A 22,375-nucleotide genomic window follows, 5' to 3' on the forward strand; every position below is an offset into this window, starting at 1 on the left:
TTAAATTTCTCCCGGAATCGGTACCTCCGGGCAACAAAAATATTCGACAGATTGGGGGACAACAATTCCCAATGTGATGACAGAAATCAGGATATGACCAACATTGGTCTTGACCGTAACTTGGCAAATGGATTTACAGCTTGCATCGGTTTTGACATCTACAGGCTGCCTCAAACCCCAAAAATAAGTGGTTCTGTTTACCTGAACCGGCGCGGGATTATCGGAATCATACTTGGATACAATCCTCAGATTGGCACATGAAGCCAAATAGAAGATTAGACTGAAAAGAATGAGGAAGGAAAAACGCCTGAATTGAAATGACTTGTTCATTTGAGTCCAAAGTTTAAAATGAATACACTCTTTTAAAAAATATATAACACCCTAAAAATCAAGGTAAAAGTTAAAAAAATAAATGGAAAAAGGCAATAGAGAGTTAAAGGTTATTTGGTAAATGGTTATTATGTTGTAATTGTTGTAGTTGTTCTAATGGTTGTAATTGTTATTTCCTTCTCAGCTTCCTAAAGTCATGTTTACATTTTTTATTAATCCTGAATTCAATATTCTAAATTCAAAATTTTCTCGCTTCTTGTCTCTTGCTTTTTTTGTCTCATATCTCAAGTCTCCTGTCTAAATCTCTCACTCACCAATTTCACATGACCCAAATGGTGTCTAGAGTGCCATGCGTACAGTGCAATGGTGGTGGCGAGTGACATTGTTTTTTGGTTGGCAGGATGGTAAAAGGTTTTCTGCAGGTCATAAGCCGATAAAGATTTAATCAAACCTACCCAGCGATAATGCAATCCTTCCAAAATCTTCAAACTTGGTCCAATAGGCATGTCTTTGGCATCAGCCAATTCCGCCCACAAATCTTCATGATAAGGTTTGATGGTTGGGTTATCCTCAGTAAGCGCCAACTTGAACCGGATAAAACTATTCATATGGCTGTCGGCGCAGTGATGCACCACTTGCCTCACGGTCCATCCTTCAGGCCGATAAGGTGTGTCCAATTGTTCTTCGGAAAGTTTATAGGTTTCAGTTTTGAGCAATGAGGGGAATTCTTCTATGATTCCAACCCATTCTTCAAGTTGTTGGGCAGAGATTTCTTTTGGTGCTGAAAATCGGCCTACGGGGAATTTTAATGATTCTATTTCCATTTGGTTTTTGGTTAAATGGTTATTTGGTTAATTGTTATTTGGTTATTTGGTTAATTGTTATTTGGTTAATTGTTTAGAACTTAAAAGGTTAACTGAATTTGAATTCATGGCGTGGACTTGGTATTTAGGACTTTCTCTTAGCTTGGTACTTAGTACTTGATACTTGGTACTACACTCTCGCTTCTCGGCTCTTGCATCTCAATACGGATCCACATCCACCACAAACCTCACTCCTCTAAAGTCCTTATGCACCTGCATTTCTTCCAAAAGTTGGAGCAAATCATGTTTAAATTGCGCTTGGGCATTTCCTGATTTATCCAACTTCGCGATAGATTCGAAAATGTATTGGTTCTTGATTTTTCCGACCAATCCTTTCTCCGGCCCCAACATGATCTTCTTGACATCGATTTCGCCCATCAGGTTATGGAGATGTCTTGCGGCCTTTTCTGCGATTTTATAATCCTTATGCCGGGTCGTGATTTTGATGATTTTGACAAAAGGAGGGTAGAAAAACCGTTGTCGATCCCCCATCTCTTGGATATAAAAATTCTTGTAATCCCCGGAAATCACTTGTCCAAAAATGGCTTCCTCAGGTTTTCGTGTTTGGATGATGACGGCACCTTTTTTGTCCCGCCGTCCAGCCCGGCCTGCCACTTGGGTGATTTGCTGAAAAGCACGCTCCCCGGCCCTAAAGTCCGGAAAATACAAAATCCTGTCTGCATCCATGATCCCTACGACTGTGACCCTGTCAAAGTCCAGGCCCTTGGTAATCATCTGTGTACCGACCAAAATATCAATGTTCCCACTTCCAAATTCTTCCAATAATTGCTGGTATCCGTATTTGCTTCGGGTAGTATCCAAATCCATCCTTGCGATTCTGGCTTCAGGGAAAAGTAAGGAAAGACTTTCTTCAATCCGCTCCGTTCCCAATCCTACCGCTCCCAATTTATTGCTTCCACAGGCAGGACATGCATGCGGAACTTTCTCCTTGAACCCACAATAATGGCAGCGCATTTCCTCCCCAAACTGATGATAAGTCAGGCTGACATCGCAATGTTCACATTCAGGAATCCATCCGCAATCTTCGCAGGCAATATAAGGCGCATAACCGCGCCTGTTCTGGAAAATCAAAACCTGCTCCTGATTGGACAAAGCCTCCTGTATTTTCTCCCTAAGAAGCCGCGTAAAATCAAGCTTCAGCAGGTTTTTCTTTTTGTCCACCAGCATATCCGCCAACTGATACTCGGGAAGTTGTGCCTCTCCATATCTTTTGTCCAAAGCCACATAACCATACTTTTTGGTCCTTGCATTGTAAAAAGACTCAAAGGAAGGCGTCGCCGAACCGAGTAAAGTTTTGGCTTGGTGAATCCAGGAAAGCATGATCGCCGCATCCCTAGCCTGAAATCTCGGTGCCGGATCAAACTGTTTGTAGGATGACTCATGTTCCTCGTCTACTATCACCATTCCCAAACTGTCAAATGGCAAGAAAATCGAAGACCTTGCCCCGATCACAAAAGAGATTTTTCCGCTCAAAACCCCATTCCAAACCTCTACCCTTTCATTGTCTGAATATTTGGAATGGTAAACCCCCATGCTACTCCCAAAAACTTTCCTAAGCCTGCCGACCATGTGGGTGGTAAGGGCAATCTCAGGCAATAGCAACAATACTTGGGAACCACCGGCCAAGACCTCCTTGATCAGGGTAATATATATTTCTGTCTTGCCGCTACCGGTTATTCCATGAAAAAGGACTGCTTTTTTTTCTTCAAATTGGCTTTTTATTTCTCCAAGAGTTTTGCTCTGTAGGTCTGAAAGGACAATTTCTTCTCCATTTCCTTCTTCCTCCTCAAAACGACTGATGATAATTTTGAACTCTTCAAGCACACCGTTTTTGATCAGGGTCTTGAGAGATGATACCGATAGGTTTGCTTCGGTTATTACTTTTTTGTCAAGTCCTTTCTGGTTGAGATCAGGTTGCTTGTACACCGGGATTTCCTGCAGGTATTTGAGTAAGATTTCCTCTTGCTTTGGTTTGTTGGCGATATCGTTGAAAAGGGCTTCCAAGGCTTTCTTGTCTGAAGCATACTCTTTAGAAAGCCTGATTCTTGATTCAACTTTGGGCGTATATTTCTCTTTTAATTGCTCAAAAACCAAAATGGCTTCCTTGATGACCAAGCTTTTGATGATGCTGTGGATTGATTTGAGACCAAGGACATTTTCACATTCCTCATAGGTCATATCATCCTTGGAAGCCAATGCCTGAAGCAAAATTTCCTCCCTATCATCAAGCGGATAGGTTGATGTGTCTGAATCAAAGGTAGGATTGAGTTGGATTTTGCTTTCGCTGCTGAGTTTCAGTCCTGAAGGCAAGGCCGCATTCATCACTTCTCCGATATGGCAGCAATAATACTCCGCCATCCACGCCCAAAAACGGATCTGCAAAGGATTGACCGTAGCGTGGTTGTCAAGAATATCAAGGATGGGTTTAGCTTCGTAAGCTGAAGGCGGCTTTTGGTGGACTTTGCCGATAATACCCGTAAGTACCTTCTTTTTTCCAAACTGAACAATCACCCGAAAACCGATGCCGATCTGTTCGGCCATACTCCGCGGAATTTTGTAGGTAAACATCTTGGGGATGGGTACCGGCAATATGATGTCCGCAAATAAGTTGGATTTGCTGTCTTCCTGCGGGTATAAATCACCAAATAAACTCTCCAAAAGGTGGGTCAGGCTAAAGATGGAAACTGTGCCAAAGCATCGGCAACTTCAGAAACAGGCTTTTGACAAGCCTTATTGAAGCAAACGTAAATTAAGGCATTTCCTTCAGAATCCGCCGTTTTGTATTCCAATAATGGGATATTTTCTGCGACAGTTTCAGACGCAGCAATGACAAAATTGGATGAATTTGAGGCTTGCATCTCCTTGGCTTTCGCTAGTGCCCCTTTGCCCACAATGGCGATTTCTGCCTTTGGCACCAAAGTACTCAGATACAGCGATGCCCAATTGCAAAGAAAACCCGGTTCGGTGACGATCAGCTTCTTCATGGCTCCAAGCATTTTTTCAGAAATCTCAAGATACCTGTCTTCATAAAAATACAAACCCAAATCCTGAAGATTTCTCGCCATCATGGAATTGGAAGCCGGAATGACATTGTCAAACAATTCTTTTTTGTTGGCTATCAGTTTTTCAGCTGTAGGATTGTTGAAAAAGAAAAAACCGTCAGTCTCATCATAAAATTGCTCCAAAACAATCTCTGTCAATTCCTTGGCTGTGTGTAGCCATTTCTGGTCAAAAGTAGCTTTGTACAAGGAGATAAATCCTCTGGTCGCCGCTGCGTAATCTTCCAAAAATCCAGGAGTATATGCTTTCCCGTTTTTGTACGACCGATACAAAATCCCGTCTTGGTACATTTTGTCCAAAATAAAATTTCCATTGGCAAGGGCCAACTTCAATGCTTTCTCCTCTCCTAAGGATAGATAAGCCTGCACGAGTCCCTCCACCATGAGTCCGTTCCAACCACTCAAAACCTTGTCATCCAAACCCGGATAAATCCTTTTATTCCTCACCTCCAACAGCTTGATTTTGATTCGGTTAAGCCTGTTTACATAAGCTGAAACTGAAAGACCTTCTTCCTTGGAAAGTTCTTCATATGATTTTGTCTGGAAAAGGATATTGACTTCATCTTCCCAATTTCCTTTGAATTTGATGTTGTACAATTTCACAAACCAGCGCATATCCTCGCCAAGCAAGCTTTCCAATTCGTCTGACGTCCAAGTGTAAAATTTTCCTTCCACTCCTTCAGAATCCGCATCTTGAGCTGCATAGAAACCTCCATCTTGCTGAAGCATCTCAGCTTCCAACCAAGCAATGGTTTCGGTCACTTTCTCCTTGAAAAGTTCTTCGCCACTTACCTGATAGGCTTTGGCATAAAGCTTCATCAACTGCCCGTTGTCATATAACATCTTCTCGAAGTGCGGTGCAAACCATTCCCCATCCACCGAATACCTGGCAAATCCTCCACGCAAATGATCATAAATCCCACCCATTCCGATCTTGCGAAGTGTAAAAAGTACTTTCTCCGCCAAGGCTTCATCTTTCTTCAGGATTGCATATTCCAACACAAAAGACCAAATGGCCGGCATGGGAAATTTGGGTTTTCTGTTCATTCCACCCCATTCCAAGTCGAACTGATCCTCTAATTTTTTGATGGTATAAGCCAACTCCTCACTTGACAATTCAGTCTTGACAGACTCCAATCCATATTTCTCCAACTCCGACCTGTTGAGGCTCCTACCAAATCCTTCTGCACTTTCAGCGAGTTGGTCAAAATGCTTTTCATACGCATCCGCAATATTGGTGAGTAATGCTTTCCATTGCTTGTTGGGAAAGTAAGTTCCGCCATAAAAAGGCTTTTGGTCCGGCATCAGGAAAACATTGAGCGGCCAACCGCCATTGACGCCCATGACCTGCACCGATTCCATATAAATATTGTCTAGATCAGGCCGCTCCTCACGGTCGATTTTGATACAGACAAAGTGGGCATTCATGATGGCAGCCGTGGCATCGTCTTCAAAACTTTCCTTTTCCATCACGTGGCACCAATGACAAGCCGAATAGCCGATGCTGACTATGATCGGTTTGTTTTCAATTTTAGCCTTCGCTAACGCTTCTTCTCCCCAAGGATACCAATCCACAGGATTGTGGGCATGTTGGAGGAGATAAGGTGATTGGGAGTGGATGAGGCGGTTGGACATTATTTGGTTGTAAGGGTTGTGGTAGTTGGAATGGTTGTGGTAGTTGGAATGGTTGTAGTTGTTGTAATGGTTATAGTTGTTGTAATGGTTTAAAATGTTGTCAGGTTGTCATTGTTGTCGGGTTGTCGGGTTTTCAGATTCGTCATTCTGAGTATTTAATATTTTAAAATGTTCAGAAAAGGAAGGACGATTGGTGTTACGTCATCTTGAATCCGAGGTACGAGGATGAAAGATCTCAGAATAAGGAGACCCTTCGCTACACTCAGGGTGACGAATGAAGGTCAATTAAAGTGAAACGAAGAATCTCCTTGAGTTTGTTTCTCTAAGATTACAAACAAAAAAAAGAGCCTCTACCCTACCCAAATCCCAACATCGGTCATCCGTCATCGGTCAAAAACACCAGTATTTACTCTGATTCAAACTTCCTTCCTTCCTACTTCAAACTTCCAACCTCCCCTCACTTCCCCCTCGAATGCACCTGTTTTCTCAACAAGTCCATTTCCTTTGAAAAATCAAAATCCCGGCTGTATCGTTCCAATTTCTTCTGAAGATTGTCTAAAAATTTGATATGGGCCGGGCTGTCCGGATTGAATGGACGGTGGGCAAGGTCTCTTTTGATCCCTTCAAATTCCAAAATCAAAGGGAAAGTCTTTGGATCAACCCAAGCGGTTTTGAATCTTTCCCAAATATATTCTTCAGCCTGCGCATTGGGATGGATCATGTCTTCCTTATAAAAACGATAGTCCCGCAAATCATCCATCATGATCTCATAGGCAGGAAAATACTGCACAAAATCATAGGTTTCGGTGAGGTCATGGGCTGCTAATCGCAGGATGGATTTACTCAACCTGTCTTCAGGAATGCCGTCTTTGATATGTCTGACAGGACTGACGGTCAACAATACCTGTACATCGGGATTGATTTGCCTCAGAATATTGAAAAAACCACTAAACGCTTTTTGGATTTCATCAGGGTGAAGCAATCTCTTTTCAAATAGATCTGCAGGCTGCTTGTGACAGTTGGCCACAATCTGACCATCATTTCCATATTCATAAATCCAGGCGGTACCAAAAGTGATCAGGATATGAGATGCATTTTCCAAAACCTGTTTGGTGTGCTGTTGCTTTTTATGGATCAACCTTTCTAAAGAATCCTGACTGTAAGCCACAACATCAGAATGCATCCCAAAATGCAGGTACAATCCATCCCTGACCAAAATCATGTCCGTATTGATCGGCATTTCCAATGCGGCATCTTCCATTACTTGAGCGATGGAGAAGGGGTTGAAAAGCGTTCCGAAGGGATTATTGAGAATGGGAAACTTTCTTTCGGCCAATTTCTCCCCGATCATGGTCGAAAAACAAGAACCGATAGAAAAGATTGGTTTGTGGTGATTAATCTTACTTTCCCCCTCAGGGATATCAAAAGAAGTAGTCCAAAGCATGGGATAAAATTAGAAAGAAAGCCCACAAATCCTTAGGGAAAAGGCGCAAAAATTTTTTGAGTTTCCCGCAAAGGCACAAAGGCGCAAAGAAAAAGTAATTCACAAATTAGTTGCTAAAATCTATATCCCGCAAAGGCGCAAAAACGCAAAGGAAAAAACAACTACTCCTCGAGTCCATTCACTTTTCTGTAAATCCCATCTTTAATCAGGTTTACATTGAAATTGATCAGTAACCCAAGTTTGATATTCTTTAACCTCATATAGGTCAGAATGACTTTATGAAAAACACTTTCAATTTTTTCGCAGGATTTCAATTCGATCAAAAGTTTGTCTTCTAATATTAAATCCGCCCTAAAACCCTTGTCCAAAACAATTTCTTTGTAGTAAATTTTTACTTTCTCCTGTCTGGTAAAAAGAATTCCTCTTTTTGTCAATTCATAAGCAAAAGCTTCCTCGTAAACACTTTCCAAAAGTCCCGGTCCCAAATGTGTATGAATTTGGTAAGCAATGTCGACAGCTTCTTTTGCAAGTTCATTCTCTGACATATTCAAAGTGGTTTAAAATACCACCTAAAATATAAAAAAGACATGCCAAAACTAAATAGGCATGTCTTCTTTACTTTTTCTTGGCGTTTTAGTGCCTTCGCAAAAATCTGGTTGTTTATATAATTCTTACTTTTCCTTTGCGTTTTTGCGCCTTTGCGGGACACTTAATGTTTTCCCACCCATTGATAAGCATTCACAAAAGCCTCTATCCATGGACTGACTTCGTCGCTTGATTTGTCGGAAGGATAATATGGCCAATTCCAGGGTTTCAGTGATCTTTCGATGTGCGGCATAATCGCCAAGTGCCTGCCGTCTTCGGATACAATTCCCGCTACTGCGTGATCCGAACCGTTTGGATTGCCTGGATAGCCTTCATAGCTGTACGTCATGCCGATTTGGTAAGCGTCTTTGGGTTTTGGCAATTGGAATTTTCCTTCTCCATGTGCTACCCAAACACCCAATCTTTTACCGGAAAGGGATTTGAACATCACAGATTCATTCTCAGGAACATTCACATTGACAAAGATCGATTCAAACTTATGGCTTGCATTGTGCAGCATCTTTGGCTTGACATCATGGTCAGGCGTAACGAGCCCAAGCACCACCATCAGTTGACAACCGTTGCAAACACCCAAACTCAGGGTATCTTTTCTTGCATAGAAATTGTCCAAGGCTTGTTTCGCTTTTTCATTATACAGGAATGCGCCGGCCCAACCTTTGGCAGAACCCAATACATCGGAATTAGAAAATCCACCCACAAAAACAATCATCTGTATATCTTCAAGGTTTTCACGTCCTGCAATCAGGTCTGTCATGTGAACATCCTTCACGTCAAAACCTGCCAACCACAGTGAATAAGCCATCTCCCGGTCACCGTTGACCCCCTTTTCACGGATGATGGCGGCACGCTTTCCTGAGGCTTCTTTTCTATATGGGTTTAAACCAAAGGCATCTAAGGTTCCTTTCCAGTTCTCTCCAAAGTTGTATGCCAATGGTTGTTTTTTATAGTTGGTAAACCGCTCCAAAGCGAGTTTATCTCCGCTTTGCTTTTTGTCAAGCAAGTAAGATGACTTAAACCATGTATCTCTCATGCCGGCAACTTCCAATGTCAGATCAATTCCTGACAACTCCACTTTTCCGTCCAAGGTCACTTCCGCCAATGAAATAAATTCCACACCATGGTTTTCCAAAACGGCCCGTGTTCTTTCCGGATTTGCCACTTGAATCAGCACACCCGGATTTTCGGAAAACAAAGCTTTGACAATGTCCTTTTCAGCCAATCTTTCGGTTTTCACTTTCAGACCAACTTGAGTCGATGGGAAGCACATTTCCAACAAAGCAGTAATCATCCCTCCTGAGGAAATATCATGACCGGCAAGAATTTCGCCCTTTTCGATCAGCTTTTGGATCACCGTAAATGCTTTCGCAAAATATTGGTTGTCCTTCACATCCGGTGTATCGTTTCCGATGGTATTCAACACCTGTGAAAAACTGGAACCACCCAATTTGGCAGTGTCTTTTGAAAAATCAATGTAATAAACCTTGCTTCCTGCAATAGGCTTCAAATCCGGAGAAACAGTCATTTTCGGAACTGAACATTCCCCTACTGTGGAGATAATAACTGTTCCAGGCGAATAAACCGTCTTGCCTCCGGGATACTTCTGTGTCATGGAAAGGGAGTCTTTTCCTGTCGGCACATTGATTCCCAAAGCTATGGAAAAGTCTGAAATAGCTTCAACAGCTCGGTAAAGCCTGTCATTCTCTCCGGGATTCTTGGCAGGCCACATCCAGTTTGCACTGAGTGAAACCCCAGCCAAACCGTCTGTAATCGGTGCCCAAACCAAGTTGGTCAAAGATTCGGCGATCGCCAACCTAGATCCTGCTTCAGGATTTGCCAAGGCCGCAACCGGTGCATGACCGATGGAAGTTGCAATTCCTTTTTCTCCTGTAAAGTCCAAAGCCATCACGGCCACATTATTCAAGGGCAATTGGATTTCTCCCGTGGTCTGCTGCTTGGCCACTCGTCCTGTGACAGAACGGTCAACTTTATTGGTCAACCAATCCTTGCAAGCCACAGCTTCCAATTGCAAAACCTGCTCAATATATGTTTTCAGCTCCTTGGCTGAGTATTTTGGTTCTTCGTAATCTGTCGTTGCCGGAGTATCCTCCAAAATGGTTTTTGGTGAACTTCCAAACATATAGGCCAAATCCCAATCGACAGGCTTCTCACCTGTTTCAAAATTTTCGAATTTGAAATGCATGTCTCCTGTCGTTTCTCCAACGACATAAAAAGGGGCTCTTTCTCTCTCTGCAATCCGCTGAAGTGTAGCCACATCCTTTTCATGCACCACCAATCCCATTCGTTCCTGAGATTCGTTTCCGATGATTTCTTTCGCAGAAAGTGTGGGGTCGCCAACCGGCAATTTGTCCAAATGGATCGTTCCTCCGGTGCTTTCCACCAATTCCGAAAGGCAGTTCAAATGGCCACCGGCTCCGTGGTCATGGATGGAAATGATCGGATTCTCATGAGACTCAGCCATCGCGCGGATCACATTGGAAACCCGCTTTTGCATCTCCGGATTGGAACGTTGGATGGCGTTCAACTCTATGGCATTGCTGAATTCCCCTGTATTCACGGAAGAAACCGCTCCTCCTCCCATCCCGATGCGGTAGTTGTCACCGCCCATGACGATGATTTTGTCGCCCTTGCTAGGTTCGTTTTTCTTGGCGTATTCTTTCCTTGTAAATCCCACTCCACCTGCCAGCATGATGACTTTGTCAAACCCGTGCGATTTACCATCTTCCTCATGCTCAAAGGTCAAAACCGATCCACAGATCAAGGGCTGACCAAATTTATTTCCAAAATCTGACGCTCCGTTGGAAGCCTTGATCAGGATATCCATCGGAGTCTGGTAAAGCCATTTCCTTTCGGTTAAGTCTTTTTCCCAACTTCTTCCGGCCTCCGACCTTGGATAAGAAGTCATGTAAACAGCCGTTCCCGCCAAAGGAATGGAGGCTGTTCCACCTGCCAACCTGTCCCTGATTTCTCCCCCGGCGCCGGTAGCTGCACCGTTAAAAGGCTCGACTGTAGTCGGAAAATTATGGGTTTCTGCCTTGAGGGAGATGACAGTTTGGATGGTTTCAGTCTCAAAAAAATCCGCTTTATCCTGTGTTTTTGGCGCAAATTGCTGTGCCTTGGGTCCGTCCACAAAGGCAACATTGTCATTGTAAGCGGATACTATTTTATTGGGATGTCTTTTGGAAGTTTCTTTGATCAATTGAAAAAGCGTCTTGTCTTTTTCAACCCCATCAATCACAAAAGTGCCGTTGAAAATCTTGTGGCGACAATGCTCTGAATTGACCTGACTGAATCCGAATACCTCAGAATCCGTCAGAGGCCTGCCCAATGATTTGCTTACTCCTTCCAGGTAATCCACCTCTTCCTGACTGAGAGCCAACCCTTCTTTTTGGTTGTAGGCTTTGATGTCTGTGACCGGAATGATTTTTTCAGGTTGCAAATGGATATCAAAAATATCCTGATCCAATCCCTCATATACTTTTTGAAGCATCGGGTCGATGCTGTCATTTTCAGTAATCAGGAAGTATTCTTCCATTCTTTGGATTCCCAAAATCCCCATATTGACCGTGATTTCTACCGCATTGGTAGACCAAGGCGTGATCATTTCCTTTCTCGGTCCTGCAAACTTCCCGGAGACTTTGTCAGCCTGGATTTGATTGGCTTCACCAAAGAGCCAATTCAGTTTGTCAATATCTTGTTGAGGGAGAGGGTTTTTGGCCTGAACAGCATAAATCAGGGCTTTGGGAGATTGGAAAAAGAGGATCATGAGCGTTTTTTGGAGCCTTTTTTAAGAAGCCACAAAGGTAAACAATTGGGTCAAAAGATTAAAGGAATGTTTTAAAGGATGAGGGATGAAAGATAAGGGGGTGGAAAGTAAATGGTAGAAGGTGAGAGGTAAAAGGGAAAAGGAAAAGGGCGGAAGGATAAGGGTATAATGAGATTTTACAGGGTATGCTTTTCGTTGTTAGGTCCAATGCTAGGGCTTTGTTACTGCTTTTACTTTAAATGTTTTCTGTCCCCTTTCAATCATAGCAGAGTAAATTTGGCTGGCAAAAAAGTCTTTAATATAATCCCAATCACTTGCATTCATTCCGCCATTTCCATTTTTGTCGAGATTGTCAACAATTTTCAAATTTCCAATATAATCAATGTTGTCTCTAAATTTCATAAAGTCCTTTCTCCAAATGACAAGTCCATATGAACCTAAAAAGTATGGCTTGTTCTCGGGATGGAAAGTCCACATTTGATTAAGCTCATTGTCAGAATATTTAAAATATTCATTTTTTGTATTTGCAATCCCCCAAAACTCACAATTTAAAATATTTTCAATAGTTGGTTTTTCAGTATCGTCATAAGTCAAAGCGGCAAAAGTAAAATTTTTAGGACTTTTTTCCTTATATGTACTCGTGCAAAGCAAAACTTTATAATTCTTATCTGCAGTCCTAAATGTCAACAAGTCCCCTTGATTTACATCGTCAATTTTTTTCATTGAGTTGTCTGTTTTAGCATTGCTGGTAACGATTTCCTCTACTAATTTCTTGCTCCTGCACGCCCTAAGGGATACAAAATGCAACAGTTGCGGATATTTTTCAATTATTTAAACCTAATCTCTTTTAGTTAGATATCCAATCCCTGTAAATATCCTTTGATATTTATTTGGAAAAAGACTTCGAATTCGATCAATTTTTAAAAAAGACTTTTCTCTTTGCGGATTGGCGGGAAACAAGAAAAATCCTGCTTCTGGAGAAGCAGGATAACAGGAAAACTTTTCTTAGTGGCTTCTTGTCTTTGTGGGCTATATTCTTTCTTGTTTTGCGACTTGGCGACTTTGCGTGTGCCGAATAATCCAGCTTCTGGAGAAGCAGGATAACAGGAAAACTTTTCTTAGTGGCTTCGTGTCTTTGTAGGCTATACTCTATCTTGTCTTGCGACTTGGCGACTTTGCGTGAGCTGAATAATCCAGCTTCTGGAGGAGCAGGACAATGTAAAACAGAAATTCTTGCCGATATCGGCAAAAAATGATCTATTTTACAAAAATAAAATATTTCTTTGCCGATAATTGTTTAGATCAACACTTACATGCGATACATTTCAGTCAACGAATTTGCCAAAAAATGGAATATTCCTGAGAGGACTGTCAGGCATTATTGTACTTCAGGTAAAATTAAAGGAGCTTTTCTTACAGGTAAAACATGGAATATCCCTGAAGATGCGGTGTTTTCTAAAAAAATAAATTTCAAAACAATTACCGGAAACCCATTGCTTGATCGCTTAAAGGCTGAAAAATCAATGAAATTAAAGGGTGGGATTTACCATCGAACTCAAATTGACTTGACGTACAATTCCAATAGAATTGAAGGCAGCAAACTATCGCATGATCAGACACGATTTATTTTTGATACGAATACAATAGGAGTTTCTGATCAAAACATCAATGTTGATGACATCATAGAGACTACTAACCATTTTCGAAGCATTGATTTCATCATCGAAAAGGCAAAGTCCAAACTCACTGAATCAATGATTAAGGAATTGCATTTTTTGATAAAATCGGGAACTTCCGACAGTGGTAAAGATTGGTTTAATGTTGGCAAATACAAACTCCTACCTAATGAGGTTGGGGGCAATGAGACCTGCCACCCAAAAGAGGTAGGAAATGAAATGAAGAAATTACTCCATGACTACCATCAATTAGAAAGAAAATCCCTAGAAGACATCTTAAATTTTCACCATAGGTTTGAGGTGATTCATCCCTTTCAGGATGGAAATGGACGGGTAGGAAGATTAATCATGTTTAAAGAATGTCTAGCCAATGGCATTGTACCTTTTATCATATCCGACGAATTGAAACTTTTTTATTACAGAGGTTTACAGGAATGGAATCAGGTAAGGGAATATTTGTTGGACACCTGTCTCACAGCCCAAGATCAGTATAAAAACCTTCTGAAATACTTTGAGATAGATTTTGAATAAATGGCTCAAACCAATAACTCCTGCTTGACCTCCACGACCCCAAAAGTCCTTTCGGGTGCTTTGGTATCCAATTCATAAAACCCGGTTGGGGTCAGATTGGTAAAGTACTTGTAATCCTTAGCCAAATGCTGGTAATCGTAGTACCCACAGGCCAAAGCAATACTCAGCCAATCCAAATGTGGATTGGCGTTTTTCATAAAAAATGCTTTTTCAAAACGGACAACCTTATCGAAAAGCTTTGGGCCGATCCCGGTTCTTTCGGTAAATCTCCGCTGAAACTGCCTGTTGCTCAGAAAGGAATCGGCAGCAAGTTTGTCCATAGAAAGCGACCGGTTTTGGTTCAAAATCACAGCACTCACCTTATCTATTCCCTGCAAACTGTATTTTGGCCGTCTGATAAGTCTTTCCAAAAACAATTCAGCAATTCGGATTACTTCTTCCACACCATCAGTGTTGCACATCTGTTCATGCACCATCCTGATTTCTTTTCCCCAAACATCCTCGGCATCTATAAAAGTATTGGTAAGCTCTTGGGCCGGAATCCCTGTCAGCAAATATAGCGCACTCGGTTGCAGTACGATCTGCAAAACCCAAAAGTCACTTCCTGTAAATCGGTTGGTGACTACTGTGTGCAAACCGCTGATTGTGCACCTGTAGTGGATCGAATAATCCATGCAACCAGGATATTTGACTTGTTGGGTATTTCTAAGGGAAAATATCAAGCAGATTTCAGGGCGGGGACAATATACCTTTGCGGGAATTATCGCCCCTGCCCCGAATTCAAACCTGATGACCTGATGCTTCCTGACATAATCTCTCAAAGAAGGACCGGGCAAAAAATCCCTGAGTATCATTTGTATCTATTTTAACGTTAGTGGCGGCCCTACATTTTTGATTCCATGTGTGAGCGAAATCTTCTGCGCTTCCTCCTCTGTTGGAGGTCGCCCAAGATCCGTCATGGTTTGGAAAAATTCCTCCATTTTGAAAGCAGGCTGCAGGATATAGAACAACTTGCCCTTATCCGAAGTCTGAATCCATGTATGTGGAATATTCCTTGGCAGAAAAATGGTGTCTCCTGCTTTGAGTTGATGCTGACTGTCTCCCAACTGGAAGAGGTATTCTCCTTCTACTACATAAAAAACCTCATCCTGCTCTAAGTGAACATGAAGCGAGGGTCCGGTTTTTTCCACTCCAATATACTCAAATGCTGACATTTGTCCACCTGTGTCTTTGGAGGAAATTTTGAGGTCGTTGGGATTGACACCCCTGAAAGGTGTATGCTTCCCGAATCTCGCCTCACCGGATTTGACCAAAAATCCGTTTTTTACTTCATTTTTTGAAAAAGGGAATGCCATCAGATCGGACCCGAAGGCAGCAAGCGCAGCAGTAGTGACAATAAATTTTCTCCGTTCCATAATTATTGTGGTTAAAGGTTATGGACAAAAATACCCTGAACCAAGATCATGGTGCTGGTAAAAATCGGACGTTTTTACTTTAGAAAAACATCCACCAAAATGTCTTCCAATCTTTTGAATCAATCAAAACCAGAAAGAACACATAAATGAAAATATACGCAGGCAAGTCTTTGCGGTAAGGAATTATTTTTCATTTTTCTCAATAAGTTTTAATGCACTTTCTTTCACTGCATCAATTTTGTTTAAATATTCGTCAGCACTTTGTGTAACATAAATATCAGGTAGAATTCCTGTTTCGTCAGGAAGTGAGGTTGCCATTGATTCGTATGTATCTTCAGCAACTGTGTATACCAACTTGGTATATGAAAGCCTAAGCGTTTTTCCACCTCCTGTACAAAATTGGTTAGATCCCAATTCTTCGCCTATTATAGTTCCAAGTTTAAGCACCTTCACTATCGACATGAAATGTCCGGTTGTAGAATTGCCAACACCATCAATTAAAAAATAGAGGTTTCCGTCAAAACGATTTTCATACGGATCAACAGATTCCTCACCTTCAACTACTTCATTTTTTCCTTTAATTTGAACATCAGAAGAATATGTGAAAGGCTTATCAACCAAATACCTTAACAAATGAATGCTTGCAGATGATGAGCCGCCTCCATTATGTCGAACATCAATTATAAGGTTTTTAGATTTTTTCGAATTGATTTCCAGAAAGCAGCTGTCAATAAAATCTTTAAAATACTGATAACTATTTCTGAATTTATAATAATCGAAAGATCCAATAGTTAACAAGGCGGTTTTGTCATTGTGCAAGAATTCCAAACATAAGTCCTTTTTACAGTTCTGAATTGATTGGTCAGTATGGAGTATTCTTTTTTCCTCTGCTTTGTTCAGAACTATTGGCTTTTCACTTCCTTTTAGAATAATCTTGTAAGAATCAGGAAAATTCATTGCATAAGGAATTAAGCAAGTTGACCACACATTGAATAAATGTCTTTTTGTTGTTTCGATATTTCCTTGTGATGGTAAATGCTTATAAATTTCTTTTACTAAATCACTCACCGGTAATCCATTTATGCTAGTGATTTCCTCTTTAATTTTCACTTGACTTCCATTGTTCATGGGATCTATGACAAATAATTGGTCGTTGATCCAACGAGTCTGCATTGGAAAACTCAATTCTACAGGTAACATTTCCAGTTCCTCATAGAATCCACTTATCGATGTATGCGAACAATTAACGCTGGCGATAATTTCATCACAATGCCATATGAATTCAGCGAAAGTTGTTGTAGGTGTGATTAGACTTTTCTTTTCGTCAATAAGTTTTCTAAAGTCTTTTTCAGAAATAAATTTAAACACATTTGGATGCGTCGTGATTATTTTATGGCCTAGTTCATCTAAGTCCTTCTGATATTCTCCCACTTCATACACCCTTAAAAACTTATCTGCAGGATTTTCTGGTGTTTTGGACGGATCAAGTATTAATGCAATTTGATCTTGGGCATTGAAGTTATCGGGGTTTAGTTCGAGTGATTTTTTATAATTGATCAAAGCCTGATTTTTATCTCCCATTTTAAGATGAATTTCGCCATAACTATCATAAACATTTGATGAATTAGGGAATTCCGAAACCAACATTTTAAAGATCAAAAAGGCATCTTTATCTTCATTATTCCAAAGCAATTGATAGCCATAAAAATTTAATGCCTCTTCATTTTCAAAGTCATAAGCAGTCGGGGTTTCTTTTTTAAGTTTATAGAACAGTTCAATTCTTTCGTTCATTGGCAGGTCTTCATTTTCTTTAAATACTTGAACAATGGACAACTTTTCATTTTGATTAATATTGGTGTCCGAGAGCTCAGTATTCACAGCGCCATTTGTATTCATACCACAGGCAGATATCGCGATGAAAATTGAAATGATGATCGTTGACCGGACGTTAAATTTCATGTTGTATAAAAACTTTTCTTAGTGGCTTCGTGTCTTTGTGGGCTATATTCTTTCTTGCTTTGCGCCTTGGCGCCTTTGCGGGAAATAAAAATCCACTTTTGGGAGAAACCGGATAGACTATAAATCTCTAACAATTATCTCTTGTAGCCACAAGTCTAGAGAAATATTCCTGACTTGACATGGCATTAAAACTATTGACGGTCTTTCCATCAAATCTCTTGACCCCATCCAATGTTCCAAACCAAATACTGCCATCGTTGGCCTCAAGAATTCCAAAAACCATCCCTTCATTTGCTTTAATTATTTCAGGTACAACAGCAATTTTATTTGTCAGAGATTTTTCATTGTATCGGGAAAGCGCCCAACCTTCGGAAGTTTCTGAACTTGTCAGGATGTTTCCTTTTTTATCTTCGTAGATAAACCCAACAAACCCCTTTGCAATATTGGTGAATACATTCCCATCATATCGCCACAAACCATCATTGCCACCCAGCCAAATATTGCCTTTTTGATCTTCGATGACTGAACGGACATTTGTAAATGGTTTGCCTAAATGTGATACTGAGGTAAAGGCCTTTCCGTCAAAAACAAAGGTATTTCCCCTTGTTGCAAACCAAAGTCTGCCTGTTTTGTCCTCAATAATGGAATTGACTTCAAATTCGGGTCTTTCCGAAAATGTTTTGCCCTTTAGGTCTTCGTCCATCTCATTTTCATGGATGATAAAATTCCGAAAAGATTTTCCATCATACCTACTAGCCCCTCCAAAGACACCAAACCAGATATTTCCCGCTTTATCTTCATAAATACTAACAACATTATTATCCAGAAGTCCCTCCTCGGTAGTAAAGTTTCTAAATCTTTTTCCATCATAGTGAAAAACTCCCGAACCGATAGAACCGAACCACATATTCCCCTTGCTATCTTCCAAAACAGAGAAAAAGCGGGCAGAGCTAACTTTATTGGTGAAGTTTGTAAATGACTTTCCATCAGTTCGAAAAATTCCCTCCCAAGAAGCGATCCAAATGCTGCCATTTCTATCCTGCTCAATATTTCGGACGATACTGGAAGGCGAATCCGAATTAATAAAATATTTGGATTCGGTCTTGTCGTTTGTTGCTAACTCGGTCCTATTTTGTGGGTTACAGGAAGTGCAACATACAACCATAATGAACCCTACGAATAATCTGAAGTGTTTTTTCATTTTTATTGGTTTAGAATGCCCAAACATATGGCTATCCAAAGTGGAGACAGTAAATGGTTTGTAAAAAGAATGTAAATCAGGGTAAAATTGATTTTTGGCTCACATTAAACCTTAAATTTGAACAATGAAAAAACTGCTCCAACCTGCGGGAATCGGAATCCTTTCCATGATTTTGATGATGGTCATACTTTGGCCATGGCAGACAGATGAATTTGCCGAAAACCGGGAAATCCGGCTAAGGAATGTCGGGCATCAAATCCTGCTTGCTTCAGGGGATACCACTTCCCGGGTTTTTCCTATCGATAAAATCAGTGCCAGTGAATTCATTATCTTATTTGAAAGTCCCTTCCAATTTGAGCCCGACACTTTGGTCAAGGTGATTCATGCAGGTTTGAGGGAAGGATTGGTCACCAAAAATCCTGAAGACAGCTATCAGGTGAATGTGCTGCAATGCATAGGCAATCAGATTGTATATGGCTACCAAATGTCCGGTCAAAAAGACGAAACCCTTGTTCCGTGCCGGGGACGCATCCAACCGAAAGATTGCTATAGAATCAAAATCAAGTTTGATTCAAACCAAGTAACAGCTTCAAACTTTTCGGTTCCGATCATCATAGGGATTTTGGCCTTTGGGTTTTTGTTCCTTTTCAAAAAGAATCCACCAAAACGACAAACACAAAAGGAAGTTGACGAAAGCCAATCTATGGTTATCGGAAAATTTGAATTCAATTACGGCAGCTACCTTTTGAGAATCGGAAAAGAAGAAATCGAACTTTCCCAAAAAGAAAACAAGCTACTCAAACTTTTTGCTTCCCACCAAAACGAAATCCTGGAGCGGGACCGCTTACTCAAGGAAATATGGGAAGATGAGGGTGTATTTGTCGGCAGAAGTCTAGACATGTTTGTCTCCAAACTCAGGAAGAAACTGCTCCTCGATCCGAATATCCAACTCAAAAACATCCGGGGAAGAGGGTATATTTTGCAGGTGGGTTGAGGGAAGGGGAAGGGAAGATTTACGGTTTTATAAGCAGTTGTCGGTCTTTGAAGTGCTTCACTGTCCCACAACAACAAACGAAATTAAAAAAATTAAAATTTATAACTTCACTTCACCTGCAGCAGGCATAAACTTTTTGGTGGCAGCAGTATTAAAACAAACTCTTCATAAGTTGCATTGATTTTGGAAGTTTAAAGAAGTCGTCTGCTAGTTTTTCTTCCTTTACTTCAGTTGCGGTCATTACCACATAGTGCTTAGCGGGCCCTCCTTTAATAATATATTTCAGAGGTATTGCTTCTGTTTCCCGCAAATATTTTTCCCAGAAATTATCTTCCTTAATTCTTTTCACGTCTACCTTAAATCTTGTACTATAATAAAGTGTCATCTGACTATTACTTGATTCTATTAAAACTGCGCTACAAGGTATTCCCATTATGTCCTCTTTTAAATCTAATTTCATTATTGTAACAATGTTATTTCCTTCGCTCCAAAATGCCATATCTGCACCGTCAGTATAGACATACATTCTATTTGTCACCGGGTCATAAATTTGAATTGACCTAACTTCTTGTCCTTCTGTCACTGATTTGTACTTATTATCTTTGTAGTAATATACTTGTTTCAATTCAAGTCCCCCAGCGTACATCATATTGAAAACACTGTCCGGAAGATTCGGGTCGGTATTTTTTATTTCGGTTTTGTAACTCACTTTACCTTCAAATGTCTGAGCGAGTGCATTAAATGAAAGTATAAGTAGAATAAATGTCGCAAGTCCTTTATTTCGGAGCATGGTTTTGATGTTTAATATTGCTGCTAACAATTGTATATCAACAATACTTGTTGATATTTTTCCATAAACCTAAACATAGGGTCTTTTAGTTAATTATCCAATCGCCTCTAAGAACTTTTGTTACGGACAAGTATTCCATTGAAATACCCTCTTCGCTGAATTAAAAATCAGAAAAATAGAAATTTGGATTTCTTTGCGCCTTGGCTTCCTTGCGGGAAACTATTAAACCCTGCTTTTGGAGAAGCATGATAATCGAAAAACATAAGGACAGATATTTTATCAACTTTGGTTCACCTCCAATTTATTTTAGCAGGAAATTCAATATTTTCTTTAAGTTTTCTCCGTTTAGCATGAAGCTATTTATTTGAAAAAGTCTAACAGATGGAAGCCATCTGGCTTGCGTAACTTGGCGTCTTCTCGAGAAACAAGTAAATGCAGCTTTTGGAGAAGCAGGTTAACTTAAAAAGTCTAACGGCTTGAAGCCTTCTGACTTTGTTGGCGTCTTCGCGTCTTTGCGTGAGTTAAGGTCATAGTGCTTTCCTCCCAAAAAAAGCCTACCTTTGTCCCACTTTGTAAAAAAGCACGGCAAGTTGTAAGCCGCTTTTAATAAATCTCCCCGCTGATACAGAACATACAACATCTCCATCGGCCCAATTACACTCAGCCAACATGGCATTCAAAAATTTAGGAATTATTGATCCTATCCTCAAGGCGCTCGCCAATGAAGGATACACTACCCCCACTCCCATTCAGCAACAAGCGATTCCATTGGTTCTCCAGGGAAGAGATCTGCTCGGATGTGCCCAAACAGGAACAGGCAAGACAGCAGCTTTTGCCATTCCAATTATCCAACACATTGCTGAGAAAAAGCAGATCCGCTCAGGAATCAAGACTTTGATCCTGACGCCAACACGTGAACTCGCCATTCAGATTGACGAGAGTTTTGCCGCTTACGGCAAATTCACCAATATCAAACATACCGTCATCTTTGGAGGTGTATCACAACTCCATCAGGTCAATGCCCTCAAAAGAGGCGTGGACGTGCTAGTCGCAACTCCGGGAAGGTTACTCGACCTAATCAATCAGCGCTTTGTTGATCTGAGACAATTGGAAGTTTTTGTCCTTGATGAAGCGGACAGGATGCTTGACATGGGTTTTATTCATGATGTCAAAAAACTCATATCGATCATTCCGGCCAAAAGACAGACTTTGTTTTTCTCGGCTACCATGCCTCCCGAAATCCAAAAATTGGCAGATTCACTCCTGACCAAACCGGCTTTTGTGGAAGTGACTCCACCTTCATCTACTGTTGACAAGATCGACCAACACTTGTACTATGTCAACAAAGGCAACAAACCTGAGCTTTTACTTCACCTGTTGCAAAAGAAGAAAATCGGTTCTGCTTTGGTATTTACCAAAACCAAACATGGCGCGGATAAAGTGGTAAAACAACTCCAAAAGGAAAATGTAAAAACTGCAGCCATCCACGGAAACAAAAGCCAAAATGCACGTCAGAATGCATTGAGTGATTTTAAAAACGGCAAAATCCAAGTCTTGATCGCAACAGATATCGCAGCGCGTGGTATCGATATCGATGAGCTTGCAAATGTTTTCAATTATGACATGCCCAATATCCCTGAAACTTATGTTCACCGGATCGGTAGAACAGGCAGGGCAGGAAATTCGGGGATTGCGATCTCATTTTGTGATGAAGAAACTGTCAAGGAACTCAAGGACATCGAAAAACTAATCGGTAAAAAAATCCCGGTCGTAGAAGACCATCCATATCCCTTCAAAGGTATCCTATCCGAAAAAGCAGGGGAATTGGCTAAGAAAAAACCGAAGCAAGGGCAGAGGAGAAGGTATTAAAAATTGATATTAATGGATATTAGTTGATATTTTTGGATACTTGAATTACTCAGATAAGATTGAAATATTGTAGAAATACGATAGAAATAAATTGAAATAGTTTAGGGTCATGCTGAACTGGAGCTTGCGGAGGTGAAGCATCTCATATTTTAAATTTGTAAGACCCTTCGCTTCACTCAGGGTGACGATATCGACAAT

The 22,375-nt window shown here is 40.8% G+C and carries 16 protein-coding genes; 3 read left to right on the forward strand and 13 right to left on the reverse strand.

All coding sequences use genetic code 11. The annotated features are described in order from the left end of the window. The 8 genes from DQW11_RS03040 to DQW11_RS03075 form a co-directional block, all read right to left on the reverse strand. The gene (locus DQW11_RS03040; protein ID WP_113922519.1) at window positions 1–330 is read right to left on the reverse strand and encodes a Bor/Iss family lipoprotein; all 330 of its coding nucleotides are present in this window, start codon (window positions 328–330) and stop codon (window positions 1–3) included. Between the two features lie 284 nt (window positions 331–614). Continuing rightward, window positions 615–1,154, reverse strand: a complete 540-nt coding sequence (locus tag DQW11_RS03045) for a YfiT family bacillithiol transferase (RefSeq protein WP_113922520.1) — start codon at window positions 1,152–1,154, stop codon at window positions 615–617. 198 nt (window positions 1,155–1,352) lie between these two features. Beyond that, window positions 1,353–3,872 (reverse strand): replication restart helicase PriA, encoded by a 2,520-nt coding sequence (priA, locus tag DQW11_RS03050; protein WP_113922521.1) that lies wholly within the window; start codon window positions 3,870–3,872, stop codon window positions 1,353–1,355. An 8-nt stretch (window positions 3,873–3,880) separates the two neighbouring features. Further along, complete coding sequence (locus DQW11_RS03055; protein ID WP_113922522.1) at window positions 3,881–5,908, reverse strand: thioredoxin domain-containing protein; 2,028 nt, start codon at window positions 5,906–5,908, stop codon at window positions 3,881–3,883. Between the two features lie 457 nt (window positions 5,909–6,365). Continuing rightward, entirely contained in the window at window positions 6,366–7,352 is a 987-nt protein-coding gene (locus DQW11_RS03060) for a GSCFA domain-containing protein (protein ID WP_113922523.1), read from the reverse strand. Window positions 7,353–7,513: 161 nt separating this feature from the next. After that, the gene (locus tag DQW11_RS03065; RefSeq protein ID WP_113922524.1) at window positions 7,514–7,897 is read right to left on the reverse strand and encodes a GxxExxY protein; all 384 of its coding nucleotides are present in this window, start codon (window positions 7,895–7,897) and stop codon (window positions 7,514–7,516) included. A gap of 164 nt (window positions 7,898–8,061) precedes the next feature. Then, complete coding sequence (gene purL / locus DQW11_RS03070; RefSeq protein WP_113922525.1) at window positions 8,062–11,742, reverse strand: phosphoribosylformylglycinamidine synthase; 3,681 nt, start codon at window positions 11,740–11,742, stop codon at window positions 8,062–8,064. A 210-nt stretch (window positions 11,743–11,952) separates the two neighbouring features. Then, window positions 11,953–12,465 carry a hypothetical protein gene (locus tag DQW11_RS03075; protein WP_157966016.1) on the reverse strand — a complete coding sequence of 171 codons (513 nt, stop codon included), beginning with the start codon at window positions 12,463–12,465 and terminating at the stop codon, window positions 11,953–11,955. A gap of 590 nt (window positions 12,466–13,055) precedes the next feature. Between DQW11_RS03075 and DQW11_RS03085 the strand changes: the two genes are divergently transcribed. Beyond that, on the forward strand, window positions 13,056–13,949 hold the full coding sequence (locus DQW11_RS03085; protein ID WP_113922528.1) for a Fic family protein: 894 nt from the start codon (window positions 13,056–13,058) through the stop codon (window positions 13,947–13,949). A 5-nt stretch (window positions 13,950–13,954) separates the two neighbouring features. Here the strand turns inward: DQW11_RS03085 and DQW11_RS03090 are convergent, their stop codons facing one another. From DQW11_RS03090 to DQW11_RS03105, 4 genes are all read right to left on the reverse strand, one after another. Next, a complete protein-coding gene (locus tag DQW11_RS03090; protein ID WP_113922529.1) occupies window positions 13,955–14,803 on the reverse strand; it encodes a helix-turn-helix domain-containing protein in 849 nt (282 codons plus the stop codon). A gap of 6 nt (window positions 14,804–14,809) precedes the next feature. Next, a complete protein-coding gene (locus DQW11_RS03095; protein WP_113922530.1) occupies window positions 14,810–15,364 on the reverse strand; it encodes a cupin domain-containing protein in 555 nt (184 codons plus the stop codon). Between the two features lie 183 nt (window positions 15,365–15,547). Next, window positions 15,548–17,323 carry a S41 family peptidase gene (locus DQW11_RS03100; RefSeq protein WP_113922531.1) on the reverse strand — a complete coding sequence of 592 codons (1,776 nt, stop codon included), beginning with the start codon at window positions 17,321–17,323 and terminating at the stop codon, window positions 15,548–15,550. Window positions 17,324–17,450: 127 nt separating this feature from the next. Continuing rightward, the gene (locus DQW11_RS03105; protein WP_113922532.1) at window positions 17,451–18,524 is read right to left on the reverse strand and encodes a ligand-binding sensor domain-containing protein; all 1,074 of its coding nucleotides are present in this window, start codon (window positions 18,522–18,524) and stop codon (window positions 17,451–17,453) included. Between the two features lie 124 nt (window positions 18,525–18,648). On the opposite strand from DQW11_RS03105, the gene DQW11_RS03110 reads away from it, so the two are divergent. Beyond that, window positions 18,649–19,518, forward strand: coding sequence for a winged helix-turn-helix domain-containing protein (locus DQW11_RS03110; protein WP_113922533.1), 870 nt, complete (start codon window positions 18,649–18,651; stop codon window positions 19,516–19,518). Between the two features lie 151 nt (window positions 19,519–19,669). Here DQW11_RS03110 and DQW11_RS03115 read toward each other — a convergent pair whose 3' ends face one another. Then, on the reverse strand, window positions 19,670–20,308 hold the full coding sequence (locus DQW11_RS03115; RefSeq protein WP_113922534.1) for a hypothetical protein: 639 nt from the start codon (window positions 20,306–20,308) through the stop codon (window positions 19,670–19,672). 669 nt (window positions 20,309–20,977) lie between these two features. Here DQW11_RS03115 and DQW11_RS03125 point away from each other — a divergent pair. Continuing rightward, window positions 20,978–22,177: a DEAD/DEAH box helicase gene (locus tag DQW11_RS03125; RefSeq protein WP_113922536.1), complete on the forward strand. Its 1,200-nt coding sequence runs from the start codon at window positions 20,978–20,980 to the stop codon at window positions 22,175–22,177. Window positions 22,178–22,375: the final 198 nt, after the last annotated feature.

This window comes from Cognataquiflexum aquatile, assembly GCF_003316845.1.
In the GTDB taxonomy this organism is placed as follows: Bacteria; Bacteroidota; Bacteroidia; order Cytophagales; family Cyclobacteriaceae; genus Cognataquiflexum; species Cognataquiflexum aquatile.